Below are 16,952 nucleotides of genomic sequence, written 5' to 3'. Positions count from 1 at the left end.
CCCCCTGGGGTTCTGCGAGCCCCGCAGAACCCTTGGAACGCCTGCAACAAGGCCCGCAACCCGGGCCCCATTCAGTTAGGAGCAAGCATGTTCATTCAGAAGAAAGTGCGCGCCCTGGGCTTGCTGCTGGGGCTTTGTGCCCTGGCGATCCAGGTGCATGCCGAGACGATCCTGCCGAAGCCGGACTACCACTATCCGGGGTATGTCGGGCGCACCAAGCTCGACAGCGATCCGCCGCAGTTCCCACCGCTGGAACGCCCGCCGAAAGGCGCGCCGAACGTGCTGGTGATCCTGCTCGATGATGTCGGCTTCGGTCAGTTCGACGTATTCGGCGGCGCTGTGCCGTCGCCGAGCCTCGACAAGCTCGCGGCTGACGGCGTGCGCTTCAACCGTTTCCACACCACTGCGCTGTGCTCGCCGACCCGCGCCGCGCTGCTCACCGGGCGCAACGAGCACCAGGCCAACTTCGGGGTGATCTCCGAACTCGGCATCGGCTACGACGGTTACACCGGCATCCTGCCGAGGAGTACTGGCACCATCGCCGAAATCCTCCGGCAGAACGGCTACGCCACCGCGCAGATCGGCAAGAACCACAACACGCCGCCCTGGGAAACCAGCGAAGTGGGACCGTTCGACCGTTGGCCGACGGGCCTCGGCTTCGACTACTTCTACGGTTTCAACGGCGGGGATACCAGCCAGTTCGAGCCGATCCTCTATGAAGGGCACAGCCTGGTGCCGCGCTCGAAGGACCCGAACTACCACCTGACCACCGACCTGGCCGATCACGCCATCACCTGGGTCAACAAGGCCAAGGCCATCGACCCGCAGCGGCCGTTCTTCCTCTATGTCGCCCCCGGCGCCGCCCACTCGCCGCACCAGCCGCCGGCCGACTGGCGCGACAAGTACAAGGGCCAGTTCGACATGGGCTGGGACAAGTACCGAGAGCTGACCCTGGAGCGCCAGAAGAAGCTCGGCGTGGTCCCGGCGAACGCCCAACTGACGCCGCGCCCGGCCGATCTGGCCGCCTGGGACTCGCTGCAGCCGGATCAGAAGCGCCTGTATTCGCGGATGATGGAGCTGTTCGCCGCCTTCAGTGCGCATACCGACTACGAGATGGGCCGGATCATCGACGCCGTGCGCAAGCTGCCGGACGGTGACAACACCCTGATCATCTACATGGTCGGCGACAACGGTGCCTCCGCCGAAGGCGGGATGGACGGCCGCACCAACGAGTTCTCGATCTTCAACGGTGTACAGGAGACCTGGCAGAGCAACCTCAAGGTCATCGACGAGCTGGGTGGGCCGAAGCATTTCAACCACTTCCCCTCAGCCTGGGCGCATGCCATGAACACCCCGTTCCAGTGGACCAAGCAGGTCGCTTCGCACTTCGGTGGTACGCGCAACCCGCTGGTGATTTCCTGGCCGGCGAAGATCAAGGACAAGGGCGGCCTGCGCAGCCAGTTCGCCTATGTCACCGACATCACGCCGACCATCCTCGAAGCCGCCGGCATCGAGGCGCCGAGCGTGCTCAATGGCGTGACGCAGAAGCCCATGGATGGCATCAGCATGCTCTATACATTCAATGACGCGAAGGCCAGAGACCGCCGCCGGGGCCAGGTGTTCGAGCTGTTCCGCAATCGCGGCATCTACCAGGACGGCTGGTTCGCCTCCTCGATTGGTTCCACGCCGTGGAATCCGGATCGCGACGAGTTCGACGTGGATAAGACCACCTGGGAGCTGTACAAGATCGACGAAGATTTCAGCCAGGCCCATGACCTTGCCGCGCAGTATCCGGAGAAGGTCAGGCAGATGGATCAGCTGTGGTGGGCCCAGGCGCAGAAGGCCAACATCCTGCCGCTGAACTGGGACGGCGTGAAGCGCTTCAACGCCGAGCTGATGGGCCGCCCGAGCCTGGCAGCCGGTCGCAAGCAGTTCGTCTACAACGGCGCGCTGGCGGCATTGCCCGAGGGTAATTCGCCGGGGCTGCACAATCGCTCGTTCTCGGTGACGGCGGAGGTCGAGCTGCCGGAGAAGGCCAACGGCATGCTCTTCACCCAGGGCGGCTTCACTGGCGGCTGGGGCTTCTACCTCAAGGATGGGCACCTGACCGCCGTGCACAACTACCTGGGCATGGCCAGCTACCGTGTGGACAGCGAGTCGGTACTGCCAACTGGCAAGACCACACTGAAGATGGACTTCGACTACGCCGGCAGCGCCAAGGAACGTGGCAAGGGTGGCACCCTGCGCCTGTCGGCCGACGGCAAGGTCATCGCAGAAGGGAAAGTGGAGCGCACCGTGCCGTTCATCTACTCGCTATACGAAGGCCAGGACGTCGGCCTGGATTCCGGCTCCGCGGTGTCGGGCGACTACACGCCGCCGTTCACCTTCGAAGGCAAGCTGGACCGGGTGACGGTGGATCTTCGCTGATTTCTCGGGCGTTCCCCGATATCAATAAGAAAGAGGACAAATACACATGTTGAGAAAATGGCTAGCAACTTTCAATGCCGTGGTAATCCTTGCGATCGGCACCCTTCCCGTGGCCGTCGCTCAGGACCAGGGCAAGCCCGCGACGGTGCGCCCTGCGGCACCGGTCCAGGCGATTTCCGAGGAGGAGATCCGTGCCATCGCCAAGGACGCCTACGTCTATGCCTACCCCTTGGTACTGACGCACCTCACCTTGCAGCAGTTGAGCAACTTCGCCGAGCCGAACGATTCGGTCCGTGGCCCGGCCAACCGCTTCTATCACGCCCGCGAGTTCCCGGACCCCAGCCGCAAGACCGTCATTCGCTCGAACGTCGACACTCTGTACTCGGCCGCCGTGCTCGACCTGAAGGCCGAGCCGGTGGTTCTCTCGGTACCGGCCACCGACCGCTACTTCCAGTTGCCTATTCTCAGCCTGTGGACCGATGTGTTCGCCGTGCCCGGCACTCGTACTACCGGCCGGAATACGGCGCGCAATTTCCTCGTGGTCGGGCCGCAGTGGCACGGCACCGTGCCGGCAGGACTGGAGGTGATCAAAAGCCCCACCCGCTATGCGTGGATCATCGGTCGGACCCAGACCAACGGCGTGGCCGACTACGCGAAAGTCCACGAGATCCAGGACACCCTCAACCTGGTGCCGCTCTCCGCCTGGGGTAACGGCGCGTACGTAGCGCCCAAAGGTCAGGTCGACCCGACCATCGACATGAAGACGCCGCCGCCGGCGCAGGTGAAAAAGATGGAAGCGGCAACCTTCTTCGGCCGTTTTGCTGAGCTGCTGAAGGACAATCCGCCGAACCCGACCGACTATCCGATGATCCACCGCCTCGAACGGGCGGGATTCACGGTAGGGCAGAGCTTCAACCTCGCAGCGGCGCCAGCGAGTGTCCGGCAGGCGTTCGAGCGCGGTTTCGCCGACGGCATGGCGCAGGTGGCGGCCGAGGGCAGGAAAGCCGCCGGCATTGGTGGTCAGGGATGGATCTACACGACACGTGCAGGCGCATACGGGGTGGACTATTACTACCGCGCCGCCGTCGCCAACTTCGGCTTGGGCATGAACCTGCCGCAGGACGCGATCTATCCCTCGCTGGCGAAGGACAGCGAAGGCCGGCAACTCGATGGCAACAACCGCTACGTGCTGCACTTCGAAAAAGGCAAGCTGCCGCCGGTGGATGCCTTCTGGTCGGTGACGGCCTACGACACCGACGGCTACTTCATCCCGAACTCGCTGAAACGCCAGGCAATCGGCGACCGCGACAAGCTCGCCAGCAACGCCGACGGCTCGCTCGACCTGTATATCCAGGCAGAGTCGCCCGGAGCGGACAAGGAAGCCAACTGGCTGCCGGTCGACAAGGCACCGTTCAACCTGCTCATGCGCCTCTATTCGCCGCGCGGGGAAATCATCGATGGCTCCTGGACGCCGCCGGCGGTGGTACGGCAGTGAATAGCCGGTGAGGTGTCGGGGGCCGAGTCGGCGGCTATTGAGTGGCTTGCAGGAACCGCGCGATATAGTTTTCCAGCGGTTGCAGCATGCGCAAATTTTGCACATGCTGCTTTAACCAGTTCAGCGCAATATCGCACTGGCCCAACTCAGTGATGCGCAGCAGATCGCTGCCACCGAGAAGGCCAGGGCGAGCACTCTCGAGCAGCAGCTAGCCAAGCTGGTCGCGCCAAGTGGCGAAACGGCAGCGAAAACTGGCAGCCCCTGGCTAGCGAACGGGGCTTTGCCCGCCGCCTGTTTGCGGGCATGCTGTCATCAAAATGCGGCGGGAGGAGCGAGCCATGAATCGGGAGGCATTCCAGCAAGGGGCGATGTCGGCTGGCGAGCTGAACGACTACCTGCGTACCGCGAATGGAGCGACCTATTCGGCTGAGCGCTATACCAAGGTCTTCGGCGTCAGCCCGGCCATCTGGGCCGCCCAGGTCGATTCTTATCGCCGCAGCCAGTCATTCGTCGCCGCCGCGTCCGAAGCCGAAGCCGCGCAGCATTTCATAGCTGACGCCCTGCGCGTGGTACTGGCGGTGGCCGAGAGCGGGGTGGCGATCGAGAAATCTATTGCCTGGTTCCGCCACGAGCCATTGCCGACCTTCGAGCGCCGGACTGCGGAGCAACTGATCAGTCAGGGCCAGGTTGAGCAGATATTGCAGTTTCTGGCCTCCTGGCAGGCCGGGAGCCAGGGATGAGTAACGACGCTTACCGGCAGGCCGGCCGGACACCGACCTATCGCTCGTGTTATCGCACCGTCCTGCGTGCTGTAGATGAGCGTTACGACGTTCGTGGCTATGTGCTGGCGGAGATGGTGAGTGCCTGCCTGGCGCACCGCGCCACCCTGCCTGCGACGCAGCGGGCATACTTCGCGCAGCACACTCAACCGGAGGCAATGGTCTATCTAGAAACGCTCACGGCCAACTTGCTGTTTGGTCCCAAGGGGCGCCTTTCGTCGGAAGAGTACCGCTATTCACGGGCGACCGATCTCGAACCATAGCAGGCCGGTCCATTTCGCACTCGCGTCGAGTGACTGGGGCCGAGCGTTAGAGTGCCTACGATGCCATCACTTGACGAGGATATGGGCAATGGCTGATATCAATACGTGGCGGGTTGCCTGCCAAGACGCTGGGGATGGCAGTGGCGACGCCATCATCGAGCTGCCATCCGAACTGCTTGAGAGGCTGGGGTGGGTTGTGGGCGACGAGTTGATCCTTGAGCGTGTCGAGAGTGTGCTGTCCCTGAAGCTTAAGCCACTGCCCAGTGAGCCAACCGGCTAGATATGTCAGTAGTGATTTCTTTTCGAGTAAACTGACTTCACGGTCCTAGGGACATGTTGACGGGAAACCGTCTTCCCCTGCGGACAATGCAAATCGATGCCATGACAATGGCTCGCGAGCACACACCACCTAGTGCAGACAAAGCAGCCGCCACCGCGCGCTCACTAGATTCCGGTCGAGGTTGCCTGCCTCGACTGTCCCTCGTTCAACGCCGCTGCAGATCCGACTCGGCCGAGAACAACACCTTGATCAAGAGCAGTTGCTCCAGGTTGCGCTGCGGGTGCAGCGAATAGCGGACATCATTCTCCACCTTGAACAGCAGGCCTTTCTCTCCAGCATCGTCTTGCATTAAGCACACTTCCTTCAACGGCTCCATCAGCCATCTGGCATGTCCATTGAGATGCGCCGGGGTGACGATCTGCACTTGCTCGACCCACGCGTGCTTCGACTGGCTCTGGATAATGGTTTCCAGATCATGTGCATGCTGGAGCAGCAGCGCACTGGCAACCACTTCGCGTCCATCGCGCCGAGCGATCTGCACGTAAAACCAAGGCCACTGGATATCCTGCTCCACAGCCGCCCACAGCTGTGCCGGGGTGAACTCGAGCCGCGGATCCAGAGACATCTCGGCGTAGCGATAGGTGATAAACATGGCCGGACACTCGAAATGAGTCCTATAGATTGTAGCTCCATAGTGTTCATGTAGGCCTCATTGTTCCTTTTGCGGAATTGGCAAAATGGAACTGAATACCGCATTCGGGCTTGCCCTCAAGCAGCTACGCAAGCAGCGAGAGCTGACTCAGGAGGATTTTTCGACGGTCAGCAGCCGAACTTACCTGAGCACCTTGGAACGCGGACAGAAGGTCCCGACGATTCAGAAGCTCGAGCAGTTGGCCGACGTATTGGAGGTGCACCCGGCGACTCTGCTAATTGCAGCTTACCTGTATAAAGAGCCGCATCAGGACAGTCGAACGCTCATCACCCGCCTAGAACGGGAGCTGCAGTTCCTTGGGCTGGCCAACGGAAGCGACCGGACGTCGATCGGTGCCTCCAACGCATAGGAGAACCTGTATGTGCTTGCCTACAGGCGGTCGAGGAGGCCTAGATGAACTCGATCGACCAGGGTGATTCAGATAGATAATTTCGTTACCAATCTGCATGCGTTGATGCATGTGGCGAAGCCTTAAGAGCAGGTTCGCTCGGTTCTTTATCTAGCCTCGGATGACTCAGCATTCGTGATCGGGGCGGCGTCCCTGGACGATGGCGGAGTCTCCATCACGCGATTTTGATGTTGGACCGTCGATAGGTGCTCGCATGGTAATTCCTAGGGACTGTCACCCCTCGGTGAACAGGGCTTATCTGCTATCCATTGGCCATTTCACTTCACCTGTACAGACAGGATTTTCTCAATGGCATCCCGAAATCCAGGCTTATGAATCTTCCTGCCCTTCGCATCCACCACTTCGCCACGACTGCCAATAGAATATCCAAGCGGCGATAGGACGCTCGGATCAATTGCGGCCTTGAGGGCGTCCAACTCAGCGGCGTTCAGGTTCGGTTGTTTCGAGGTGCCTTGGCCTTGGACTTGAGAAGCACCCAAATAAATCGGTGCACCGTTGGCCTTCTCTTGCCGAGCAATCTTTGTCTTGATTGCGCGCAATTCTTTGGCCAGTAGCGCGACACTCAGGCGTAACACAGGATCATCTATCTTCTCTATCCAATCATTTGGAGCGACCTTTCTGTTGGCCTTCCCCGCGACCGAGTTCAGTTTCCAGGCTTGGATCAGCTCGCGGTAATGCGCTCCCGTGGCATTAACAATTGATTTTTCACCGGGTACTGAAAGCCCTCGGTCCTGGCCGAGGGTGACGATGGTCTTGTACGAGAAGTCAGAAGACCCGCGCTCATGTAACAACCGGCATGCCTCATTCAGAGCATCCAGACTGCGTTTACGGCGCGCATCGCTAGCCTCGTTGATCAGTCGCTCGAACGTTTCCTGCGGCGTAGTTAGCTGCTCACTCATTAGCCGGAACCTCGAGAGCAACTTGGCGAGCGCTATTTGGGTTAGATAGCAGACGCTGTATCTCGGTCGAGATGCGCGTCAATGCCGGCTCATGGGTATCGATATCGAGCAGCATCAAGTCGCCGGCAAACAGATCGTCGATCCTTTCCCACGAGCCGAGGCGTTGGAGGAGTAGTCGGTTCAACTCGTTGGCGACGACCAACTTTTGTTTGTCGCTGAGCCTGAACATTGCAGGTGCCAGGCCGTTGTTTTCAGCCATGCGGTCGATGGCCTGGGCGATAAGGGGCACAGCGCGCGAAGGATTGGCCGATTGATAGATGGTCGCGTTCTGACAAATCTCGGCGAGCAGATGGTATTCGGTCTTGGATTCTTCATATGTCGCGCCAACTTCACCAACGCCGTCAGCGACGATCAGTCTGACGGCATCCTGGCTCTCGCTATGCTGCTCGCCTTCATTGATCAGTTTCAGGCAACCCTGGATGTAACGGCTAATCGCGATGTAATCAGCCAGTAGGCTGTCCAGCTTTGCGGCGCTTTGCTGCTGACAGGCAATCGCCTGTTTCAGCTTCGGTTGCTGGGTATCTGGTAGATTTTCCTGGCAAGAGTCATAGCGCTCTTGCTCAAGCCGTTCAACCTCTGTGGTGTAGTCTTGGTAGCGCTTGCTCTCCGCGTGTATCTCCAGTGCGACCTCGTTGGCGATTGCCACCAATCCGCCGAGAAATGGGATGCCAGTGACAAAGAACCGGCATTGGGGGCAATTTTTCTTTCCGAGATAACCTACTTGAACGGGGCCATAGACGGCTTGAGCAACGTTCTCTACCAGTAGGTCCCCACCTTCCTCGCAGGCGCTGGCTGACATTGGGCAGATTCCGTGATCGAACACGACGCAGGCGGAATTCGGTACGTCAGTCTCGAGCAGCGAACGATTGCCGTCTGTTGCAATCAACTGGTGGCGAAGGGGCTTCAGCCCCTGTTTTCTGATCGATTCGACACCGGCCTCCGTAACCAATTGCGCGGCTCGCTTTTCTGCCTCTCCCATTGCATGCCGCATCTGTCCCCTGTTCAGCTTGGTGTAGTAAATCGTCATCACCAACGAGGCATGGCCGACCAGTTTCGAGACGATTGCAACGGGCAGGTCGCCGTCAATAATGAATGCCGTAATGAGGCTCACGCGCAGACAGTGGGGAGTGTACGGGCTGAGATAGCGCTGGCGTGTAGGCCATTCAGGATCTGGGGTAGCCAGATTCTCGCCATCGCGTTGAATCTGGTAGAGCAACGCGGGGAAGTATTGAGTGAAGGCAGTGGAGGTGGCCATTGGTGTGCCCGAGGCGCCAGCGCGAAACAGAAAACACTGTGTGCCCCGTGCTTGCAAAATCTTTGAATTGGTCGTGCTGTCAAGGCCAATTGCAGACCAGTTGGTCGGTGCGCTCAAGGGGGCGTATTTGGCCTGCCAGTCCCGCAGCAGGATGAACCAGTAGACAAGGTCGTCGGGAATCCACTCGATTTCGTAACCGCCTCTGACTCGACTGGTCTTGTTCGTGGTTACATAGAACTTCGGCTCATTCAAACTACCGCGTTGAATTGCGGCTTGTGGGCGACGCTTCTTGCTTCCTTTTCCAGTCAGGGGGCCGGCGTTTTTCTCCCAGCGGATACCGCCATTTTTAGCATCTAGAACGGCAATCTCGCTGTCCGCCTCTCCGCTGTCGAGCCAGAGGATCTGCTGGCCACGCAGTGGGCAGCGCAGTAGTGTGTAGAGGGCGATGAAGCGAACTGGCGACCAAATCTCATAGCCTTTAGCTCGCCCTTTCTTTATACGCCAAATACAGTTCGGATCACTCCGATCAATAATGGCCTCATCAACAGACCTCCAGTCGTTACTGAAAAATTCTTGCAGGTGCGGAATGTCCTTAAGGCACGGCCGAGTTTGCATAACTTGTTCGCCGTTCGGCACTAAGAATTGACGCGCTCGAAGTATGTATTCGTAACCTAGAGGTACCTTTGTGGACTGGCTTGGTCGATAACTACCCAAGCTATCGGCAAAGCCGGCAAGCACTGTCAAAAAGGGGTTTCGGTACTCTGGAAGCACGACGCGCTCGTAGGCATCGACATCGGTGCAGTACATATCCAATAGCCATCCGAAAAAGGCTTTGAAAGTGCTGTGAAATTGGACTTTCGTGGACTCGGCCTGGTTCTCGATGAACTGTTGGTAAGCTTCGGCATTGAAGGGATTGGTACGCAGCAGCAAGTATCGTGGGTCGTCGGGCAAGCCCTGTCCCCGAAAGAAATTTGCCAACAGCGCCCTAATCGCAATTCTCTTGATGGTATGCCCCAGAGAATTGCTTAGCCATCGTTCAAAATCGGCCCAGATAATTGGATAGTCAGTTGCAGCATCATAAGGTCCTTCAGTCCCGAGGAAGGCATACCAGTTTGTCCAGCCGACGTTGGCATAGACGTAGTTGGGGGTGGCAGGTAGCCGCGAATCTTCGCGGTAACGCTTTTTGTACTCCGGCTCACTCTTGACTCCCAGTGTCTGGGTCGCTGCCTGCGCCTCGGCGTAGGTGGCGTATCGGTCGGGTTGTTTATTGCCCAGGAAGGCGTACCAGTTCGTCCAGCCGATGTTGGCATAGAATTGGCTGGGGGAGGCAGGTAGCCGCGGATCTTGGCAGTAGCGCTTTTCGTAATCCGGCCCACTCTTGATCCCCAGCGCTTGGGCCGCTGCCTGCGCCTCGGCGTAGGTGGCGTATCGGAGGGGTTGTTTATTGCCCAGGAAGGTGTGCCAGTTCGTCCAGCCGGTATTGGCATAGCATTGATGGGGGCTAGCAGGTAGCCGTGGATCTTCATGGTGGCGCTTTTCGTAGTCACGCTGACTCTTGATCCCCAGCGCCTGGGCTGCTGCCTGGGCCGCGGCGTAGGTGGCGTAAAAGTCCGGTTTTTCCTTGCCCAAGTAGGCGTGCCAGCCTATCCAGCCGGTGTCGGCATAGCGCTGGTCGGGACGGCTAGGCAGTCTCGGGTCTTCATCGCGGCGCTTTTTGTAGTCAGGCTGACTCTTGATCCCCAGCGCCTGGGCTGCTGTTTGTGCTTCGGCGTAGGTGGCGTATTGGTTGGGTTGTTTATTGCCCAGGAAGGCGTACCAGTTCGTCCAGCCTGCATCGGCGTATACCCTGTCAGGGGTGGCAGGCAGTCTCGGATCTTCTTTGTAGAGTGCGAGGTAGTCAGATTGACTCTTCATCCCCGACATCTGGGCTGCTGCCTGAGCCTCGGTGTAGGTGGCGTAAAAGTTGGCTTTTTCCTTGCCTAAGAAGGCGTACCAGTTTGTCCAGCCGGTATTGGCATAGGATTGATGGGGGCCAGCAGGCAGCCGCGGATCTTTGCGGTAGCGCTTTTTGTAGTCCGTCCCATTCTTGATTCCCAGCGCTTGGGCTGCTGCCTGCGCCTCGGCGTAGGTGGCGTAAAGGTTGGTTTTTTCCCGACCCAGGTAGGCATACCAGTTCGTCCAACCGGCATTGGCATAGAATTGATGGGGGACAGCAGGTAGCCGCGGATCTTCGTGATGACGCTTTTTGTAGTCAGGCAAATTCTTGATTCTCAGCGCCTGGGCTGCTGCCTGCGCCTCGGCGTAGTTGTAAAAATCCTTCTTTACTGGCATCACTTTCACTCCTTGCTGAGTTGTAGTGCGTTGGCGCTTGCGTGCCGCTCAGAAAGCTGTGACTCCAGTTCAATCATGCAATTGCGAAGATCTGTCGAGGTCGGTTGCGTATAGGTCTGGCTCGACTCAATCGACTTGTGGTGCATGGCGGTTTTGATCGTGAGGTCCGAGGCGCCGGCCGCTGCCAAGCGCTGGCCGAAAGCATGTCGATGACCATGCGGAGTTGTACCCAGGAGTTTTTCGGGTTCCAGACCAATACGTTCGACTGCCTGTTGGTGGGCCTTACGAAACATGCGGTGTGAGTAGGGCTGGCCGTCGCGGTTGGTAAACGCATAAGGATGCTGGGCGTTCAGCAATGGCTTTACCCGTTGCTTCCGGTGATAGTCGAGCCACAGCTGAGCAAATTCCTCTCCGGCGCTATGGGGAAAGAAATAGACCTCGAAACACTTTCGAGCTGGATCGGTAATCAGTGGATCCTTCCATCCAAGAAACAGAGGGTCAGTCGCTTTCACCAGCCGTTTGCGCGGTAGCAAACCAAAGCGATGCTGCAAATAAGTCGCTCGATTGGTCCTACTATCTGGGGCTAGTCCATATTCCGGGTGATACACCCGGACGATGACCTCCCCATTCTCAATCGTGACGTCATCACTCCACAGTGAAAGCGCTTCAGACAGCCGCAGTCCCCCGTTGTGCATGAGCAACGTTATAAGGACATTGCGCAGGTTTGTCGGCCCGCGCCCGTCCCGTGCCCGCCTGCGAAATCCATCCGTGAGCAGCAGATCGATCTTTGCCTCAGGGAAGGCCTTGGCCGGGGTCAGATGTTCAATCGGTAACCCTTGGGATCTAATTGCTCTGGATTGATCCGTTTGTGGCTCGTCTCGAAACACAAGATGGGAGAGAAATGCGTTGTCCCGTCGATGCGTGTATGCGGCCCAATTCAGACGCTGCTCATGCCGAGTAGCCTCCCGCCACGGATTGAGCTGGAGGCCAGCATCCTCATTAATTGCTGACAGCCAGTCCGAGAATTGGGTGATGTGATTGATCAGCTTGCTGGCGTCGTTGGGCTGGCGTGCTTGCCAATAAAGTCCTGACGGATCGCACCCTCGCTCAATCGTGCCGGTATAGAGGGCATCTGAAAAGGCAGCGAAAAGGGCTCTTGGCTCCTCATAGAACCCCTGGTTCGCCTCCGAGAATTCGAGCAACAGTTGAATTGCAAAGGTGGCGGTGTCCTGCCACGCACGGCTCCTACGTTGCTTCCGATAAATGTACCGGGCGAACTGACTGAGCACGCCATGCTCTGTGACGACAACAGGCAACACGGCTTGCAGCCCGACCGCATTACCGATGATTGTTCTGTACTCGCGGTGGGAGGATTCAAACAGGGTATTCATCGAAGCCCCTACCATGTCTCTTGGAATTTTGTATTTGGTAGGGGTAACTCTTGACGTTGCAGGGCTGCAGTCAAGGCGTGTTAGAGAAAATTTCAGCTTTCAATGGGGGAAATTGAAGAATTTTAGGAGTGAATTTGAGGGTAACTAATCTTCGAGAAGCTCTCCCAGGTGCCGGGCATCCAGGAGATCAACTCGATCGTCGCGCTGTCGGAGATCAAGTCCACCACCAGCCTGCCGCTGCCGGGGCGCTGATCCGGGAAAGGGGCGCCGGAAACAGCGCCCCGTGGTTGCTTCAGACGCCGCCGAGGAAGTCCATCTTGCCGACCTCCACGCCGTTGTGGCGCAGGATGTCGTAGGCGGTGGTGACGTGGAAGTAGAAGTTTGGCATGGCGAAGCCGAGCAGGAAGTCGCGGCCGCTGAAGCTGACCTCGCGGGTGCGCATCTTCAGGTTGATGGTGCGCTTCTCGCTGCCTTCCAGTTGCTCGGGCTTGATGGCCTTGAGGAATTCGACGGTCTTGGCGATGCGCGCCTGCAACTGCTCCAGGGTGGTTTCCTCGTCCGGATAGCTCGGCACGTCCACGCCGGCCAGGCGCGCGGCGCAGCCCTTGGCGCTGTCGCTGGCGATCTGCACCTGGCGGGCGAGGGCGAACATGTCCGGGGCCAGGCGGGCGTTCACCAGCACCGCCTGGTCGATGGATTTCGCCTCGGCATGGGCGGCGGCCTTGCCGAGGATGGTCGAAAGATTGCCGAGCATGCGGATGAACACCGGAACGGAAGCTTCGTAGATCGACAGGGACATGCGGATACTCCAGATGATTGCAGGGGTTGGGCAAACCCGTGGAGTGTAGCGCGTGGGATAGGGCGGGATGTAGGGCGGGTGCAACCCGCCACAGGTAGCACGTGCTGTGCATTGGCCTGGCGGGTTTCACCCGCCCTACCGTTACATCGGGATTCGCAAGCTCAGCCTACGAATTGCGCCCGGACTTCTTCGGCGCAGGGCAGCGGTTCATCTCGACCTCGCCGACATAGGGATTGCCCCAGCCCATCACGCAGCCAACCATCTGGTTGCGCTGGCGCTCCCAGTTTTCCACCGGGTATTGCCTGCTCCAGGCGGTGAACAGCTGGCGGTCCTGTTTCGACAGGCGCAGGCCGTAGCGGTCGCTCATATAGAAGTAGGTGCGGGCGATCATCCCGCGGACCTGCGGGCGCGGCATGGCCTTGCGCGCCTTGAAGTCGATCACCATCGGGCAGGCGCCGTATTGCGGTGCCTGCTTCGGCAGCCAGGAGAAGCTGTAGTTGCCACGGTCGCCGTTCACCTCGCCGATGCTGGGTACCAGGTTGTGCAGGTCGGCTTCGGCTTTCTGATAGATGCGGTCATGCCGCGAGCAGTTCTCCCGTCCGCCGTTCTGCCAGCACTGGCGCTGATGGCCGATGTTCCAGGCGGGCACGATGTGCTCCCACTCGATACGCTTGGCCCGCGCCGGCTGCTTGCGCGGCACGTAGCCGCAACTGGCGAGATCGACCTTGTTGCCGGTGTAGCGGCAGCCACAGTAGAACTCCACCGACTGCCGGGCATACAGCTTCCAGCCGATCTTCTTGGCTTCGGCAAAGGTTCGGGGCGCTGCTGCGGAAGCGGCCAGCGGCAGGGACAGGAGCAGCAGCAAGGATACGCAGCGAATAATCATTATATTTTACTTAAGGAAATAGCTGCATCTTAATGATTATGAAGGGATTGCCAATCGTGGCAATCGAATGGCATCCGGTCGATTTTTCGAGTGTTCGGAAGCGAGGCTGGTAAGCTGGAGCGACAGCCTGAGGAGGGTGGTTCGATGACGATCAAGTGGTTCGGCGCTGCCGTTGTCCTGGCCTGCGGCGTGCTGGCGCTGCCGGCTTCGGCGCGGGATTTCTCGGCCCAGGAAGTGGCACCCCGGCAATCGACGCAGTACCCGTACCAGCGGCCGCAGGTGGTCGAACGTGTCTACGTCAGTCCGGGCGCGAGCGGCAGTGTCGGAACATCTTCCAACTGGCAGCGCTATGACGGCTACGGGGGCTATCGGGTTCCGCGCAATTACGGAAACAGTGGTTCCACCACGGTGATCCAGTCCGGCAGCGGCGGCATTCGCCAGAGCGTCGAGTATCCCGACGGCACCACCTATCCCGTCACGCCGGGCGGCCGAACTGTCATCCGCCGCCAGTCACAACCCTGAGTTTAGTCGCCGTCGCGGACGATACGCGATTTGCGTTGCCCACCATGGCTGTAAAACACGCCGGTATCTCCGCGCAGGCTGAACAGGGTGGCGCGAAACACCGATTCAATAGGGCTGACGTACCAGTTGCGGAGCTTTTGATAGGCCCACCGCCAACCACGGAATATGGAATTTGTCATGAGGAATTTGCACGCTGCCAGGTAGGAATTTTCCAGAATGTAGCACGATAGTGCTGTTTTTCAGCGAGGGAAATATTCCGCATGACAGTTGGCTCCTACGGTTAGCTCGTGCAGAACGTAGGGTGGAAAACGGCGAAGCCTTTTCCACCATCAAGCGCGACGCGACGCGGCGGTGGACAAGCTTCGCGTTGTCCACCCTACAAAAAGCACCTTCGGCGGCAAGACAGTTGCTGCTATGCCCTTGCCCTTTGTTGCTCTGCCTCCTCCGCATACTCCTTCAGCCAGCGCAGCACTTCCACGGCGTCCCAGCGCGTCGGGTCGAACATCGCGTACGCCTTGCCCTGATAGCCGACCACGTCCAGCGGGCGGTGGTAGCCGGCACGCTGCAGCAGCGCCTCGATCTCGGCGAAACAGGTGTTGAAGTGGGTGCGGGTGAACGGCGTCTTGCCTTCGGTCACCAGCCCTTCCAGCAGCAGTTCCGCGACGGCTTCGCTGACTTCCTCGGTGGCCATGTGGTTGACGGTGTATTTCAACTGGCGGATGTCTGCCATGGGTTCCTGCTCCTAGTTCTGACGACGGTTGTTGACCCGTCTCGGACGGCCTTTCGTCGATGTCCGTAAGAGTAATCGAAAAATACTGTATGCATAAACAGTGTTTTGTGACTACCATGAGCTCACTGACCTGAAACGATGTCCCATCCTGCAGGACCAAGCTGTCGGACCTGCAGGGAATCCTTCGGAAAAGGAGCGCATGGCGATGCAACGAGTCCTGATGGTGTGTGCGGTGCTGGGAATGCTGGCCGGTTGTGCCGAGCCGCCGGTCGAACAGCCGAAGGCGAACGGCGCCTACCTGATCATCGAAGGCCGCGAGGCCTGGGCGGTGCTGGTCGCCGATGGCAAGCGCGTGGAAGAGCGTGGCACCGTGCTCGACGCGATCCACCTGCCGAAGGCGCGCTCGCCGATTGCCGCCAGCTATGTGATCGAGACGCCCAATTGTGGCCGCCTGCAGTGGCTGACCGGCGGCGAGGGCGAATCGCTCGGCACGACCGTCTACGCGGTGGGCGACGAACCCGCTGACCTTTCCACCTGCAGCATTCGTGGCGGGCTGAGCCGGATGTGGACGGCGCTGGATTACTCGGGCTGATGAGGGATTTCCGGATGAGTGGCGGCTTTTCCGGAAAGAAGGTCGACGCGTTTCACGAATTCTTCACAGATATCAGGTAATGATGGACCCAGCTAAAGGACTAGCACCCCAGACGAAAAGCCCGCTCTAGAGCGGGCTTTTTACTTTCTGCCGATTCACTGTTCCTGGTACAGCCGGACGATGGCGGAGAAGTCCAGCTGGCCGTTCCCCTGCGCGCTGAAGCTCTGGTAGAGCTGCTGGGCGAGGGCGCCGAGCAGTACCGGCTGGCGCACCTGGCGGGCCGCCTCGCTGGCCAGACCGAGGTCCTTGAGCATCAGGTCGGTGCCGAAGCCGCCGCTGTAGCCGCGCGCTGCCGGTGCGCCGGTCAGCGGGTTGTTCACCTCCGAGCTCCAGCAGCGGCCGCTGGAGGTGTTGATGATCCCGGCCAGCACTTCCGCATCCATTCCCAGCTTCACGCCCAGCGACATCGCCTCGGCCACGCCGATCATGGAAATGCCCAGCAGCATGTTGTTCGCCACCTTGGCCACCTGGCCGTTACCGGCTGCGCCGCAGTGCACGATGTTCTTGCCCATGGCCGCCAGTGCCGGTCTGGCGCGCTCGAAGTCCGCCTGCTCGCCGCCGACCATGAAGGTCAGGGTGCCGGCCGCTGCGCCCGCGGTGCCACCGGAAACCGGCGCATCGAGCATCGGGTTGCCGTGGGCGCGGGCTGCGGCGGCCACGTCGCGGGCGCTGTGCGGGTCGATGGTGGAGGAATCGATCAGCAGCACGCCCGGCTGGACGTTGGCCAGCAGGCCGTCGTCGCCGAGGTAGACCTGTTTCACGTGCTGCGCGGCAGGCAGCATGGTGAGGATGATTTCCACGTCGGCCCGTGCCAGTTCGGCGGGCGAGGCGGCGCTCCTGGCGCCCTGGCCGACCAGGCTCTGCACGGCGGAACTGGAAAGATCGAAGACGGTGAGGTCGTAGCCGGCCTTGAGCAGGTTGGCGGCCATGGGGCCGCCCATGTTGCCGAGACCGATGAAGCCGATGCGCATGGGGATGTCCTTCTTGTTGTTTGCGGACGTGCACGTAGGGCGGGTGCAACCCGCCACCTGCTGAAAATCTGGCGGGTTGCACCCGCCCTAC

General features: G+C 59.8%; 16 protein-coding genes and 1 pseudogene. 9 read left to right on the top strand and 8 right to left on the bottom strand.

Going from position 1 to position 16,952, the window contains the following annotated elements:
• The first annotated feature begins 87 nt into the window (after window positions 1-87).
• The 5 genes from JFY56_RS01980 to JFY56_RS01960 all read left to right on the top strand — a co-directional run bounded on the left by JFY56_RS01980 (window position 88) and on the right by JFY56_RS01960 (window position 5,244).
• Window positions 88-2,427 (top strand): arylsulfatase, encoded by a 2,340-nt coding sequence (locus JFY56_RS01980; RefSeq protein WP_208311808.1) that lies wholly within the window; start codon window positions 88-90, stop codon window positions 2,425-2,427.
• A 109-nt stretch (window positions 2,428-2,536) separates the two neighbouring features.
• Window positions 2,537-3,922, top strand: a complete 1,386-nt coding sequence (locus JFY56_RS01975; protein ID WP_208311807.1) for a DUF1254 domain-containing protein — start codon at window positions 2,537-2,539, stop codon at window positions 3,920-3,922.
• 338 nt (window positions 3,923-4,260) lie between these two features.
• Window positions 4,261-4,662 (top strand): hypothetical protein, encoded by a 402-nt coding sequence (locus tag JFY56_RS01970; RefSeq protein WP_208311806.1) that lies wholly within the window; start codon window positions 4,261-4,263, stop codon window positions 4,660-4,662.
• Window positions 4,659-4,964: a hypothetical protein gene (locus tag JFY56_RS01965; RefSeq protein WP_208311805.1), complete on the top strand. Its 306-nt coding sequence runs from the start codon at window positions 4,659-4,661 to the stop codon at window positions 4,962-4,964. Before JFY56_RS01970 ends, JFY56_RS01965 begins: the two co-directional genes overlap by 4 nt.
• 88 nt (window positions 4,965-5,052) lie before the next feature.
• The gene (locus JFY56_RS01960; RefSeq protein WP_208311804.1) at window positions 5,053-5,244 is read left to right on the top strand and encodes an AbrB/MazE/SpoVT family DNA-binding domain-containing protein; all 192 of its coding nucleotides are present in this window, start codon (window positions 5,053-5,055) and stop codon (window positions 5,242-5,244) included.
• Window positions 5,245-5,449: 205 nt separating this feature from the next.
• Here JFY56_RS01960 and JFY56_RS01955 read toward each other — a convergent pair whose 3' ends face one another.
• Window positions 5,450-5,896 (bottom strand): hypothetical protein, encoded by a 447-nt coding sequence (locus JFY56_RS01955; RefSeq protein ID WP_208311803.1) that lies wholly within the window; start codon window positions 5,894-5,896, stop codon window positions 5,450-5,452.
• Between the two features lie 85 nt (window positions 5,897-5,981).
• Between JFY56_RS01955 and JFY56_RS01950 the strand changes: the two genes are divergently transcribed.
• Window positions 5,982-6,305, top strand: a complete 324-nt coding sequence (locus tag JFY56_RS01950; RefSeq protein ID WP_208311802.1) for a helix-turn-helix domain-containing protein — start codon at window positions 5,982-5,984, stop codon at window positions 6,303-6,305.
• Between the two features lie 317 nt (window positions 6,306-6,622).
• On the opposite strand, the gene gmtX is transcribed toward JFY56_RS01950, so the two are convergent.
• From gmtX to gmtY, 3 genes are read right to left on the bottom strand one after another with little or no spacing between them, the layout of a single operon-like run.
• Window positions 6,623-7,264 (bottom strand): gamma-mobile-trio protein GmtX, encoded by a 642-nt coding sequence (gene gmtX, locus JFY56_RS01945; protein ID WP_208311801.1) that lies wholly within the window; start codon window positions 7,262-7,264, stop codon window positions 6,623-6,625.
• Window positions 7,257-10,910, bottom strand: coding sequence for a VPA1269 family protein (locus JFY56_RS01940; RefSeq protein ID WP_208311800.1), 3,654 nt, complete (start codon window positions 10,908-10,910; stop codon window positions 7,257-7,259). Before JFY56_RS01940 ends, gmtX begins: the two co-directional genes overlap by 8 nt.
• 5 nt (window positions 10,911-10,915) lie before the next feature.
• Complete coding sequence (gene gmtY, locus JFY56_RS01935) at window positions 10,916-12,301, bottom strand: gamma-mobile-trio recombinase GmtY (protein WP_208311799.1); 1,386 nt, start codon at window positions 12,299-12,301, stop codon at window positions 10,916-10,918.
• Between the two features lie 150 nt (window positions 12,302-12,451).
• Between gmtY and JFY56_RS01930 the strand changes: the two are divergent.
• Window positions 12,452-12,553 (top strand): annotated as a pseudogene (locus JFY56_RS01930) (AsnC family transcriptional regulator); the annotation flags it as partial.
• Window positions 12,554-12,593: 40 nt separating this feature from the next.
• Here the strand turns inward: JFY56_RS01930 and JFY56_RS01925 are convergent.
• Both JFY56_RS01925 and JFY56_RS01920 read right to left on the bottom strand, forming a co-directional pair.
• Complete coding sequence (locus JFY56_RS01925; protein ID WP_208311798.1) at window positions 12,594-13,100, bottom strand: DUF1993 domain-containing protein; 507 nt, start codon at window positions 13,098-13,100, stop codon at window positions 12,594-12,596.
• Between the two features lie 166 nt (window positions 13,101-13,266).
• On the bottom strand, window positions 13,267-13,986 hold the full coding sequence (locus JFY56_RS01920) for an endonuclease (protein ID WP_208311797.1): 720 nt from the start codon (window positions 13,984-13,986) through the stop codon (window positions 13,267-13,269).
• Between the two features lie 144 nt (window positions 13,987-14,130).
• Here JFY56_RS01920 and JFY56_RS01915 point away from each other — a divergent pair, with 144 nt between their 5' ends.
• Entirely contained in the window at window positions 14,131-14,508 is a 378-nt protein-coding gene (locus JFY56_RS01915) for a hypothetical protein (protein ID WP_208311796.1), read from the top strand.
• 412 nt (window positions 14,509-14,920) lie between these two features.
• Here JFY56_RS01915 and JFY56_RS01910 read toward each other — a convergent pair whose 3' ends face one another.
• Entirely contained in the window at window positions 14,921-15,238 is a 318-nt protein-coding gene (locus JFY56_RS01910; protein ID WP_208311795.1) for a transcriptional regulator, read from the bottom strand.
• A 205-nt stretch (window positions 15,239-15,443) separates the two neighbouring features.
• Between JFY56_RS01910 and JFY56_RS01905 the strand changes: the two genes are divergently transcribed.
• A complete protein-coding gene (locus tag JFY56_RS01905; RefSeq protein WP_208311794.1) occupies window positions 15,444-15,830 on the top strand; it encodes a hypothetical protein in 387 nt (128 codons plus the stop codon).
• A gap of 155 nt (window positions 15,831-15,985) precedes the next feature.
• On the opposite strand, the gene mmsB is transcribed toward JFY56_RS01905, so the two are convergent.
• On the bottom strand, window positions 15,986-16,861 hold the full coding sequence (gene mmsB, locus JFY56_RS01900; protein ID WP_208311793.1) for a 3-hydroxyisobutyrate dehydrogenase: 876 nt from the start codon (window positions 16,859-16,861) through the stop codon (window positions 15,986-15,988).
• Window positions 16,862-16,952 lie beyond the last annotated feature (91 nt).

Source organism: Pseudomonas schmalbachii (assembly GCF_017589465.1).
Taxonomy (GTDB): domain Bacteria; phylum Pseudomonadota; class Gammaproteobacteria; order Pseudomonadales; family Pseudomonadaceae; genus Pseudomonas; species Pseudomonas schmalbachii.
The sequence above is the reverse complement of the archived record's forward strand: the minus strand, read 5'-3'. Positions and strand labels throughout refer to the sequence as shown.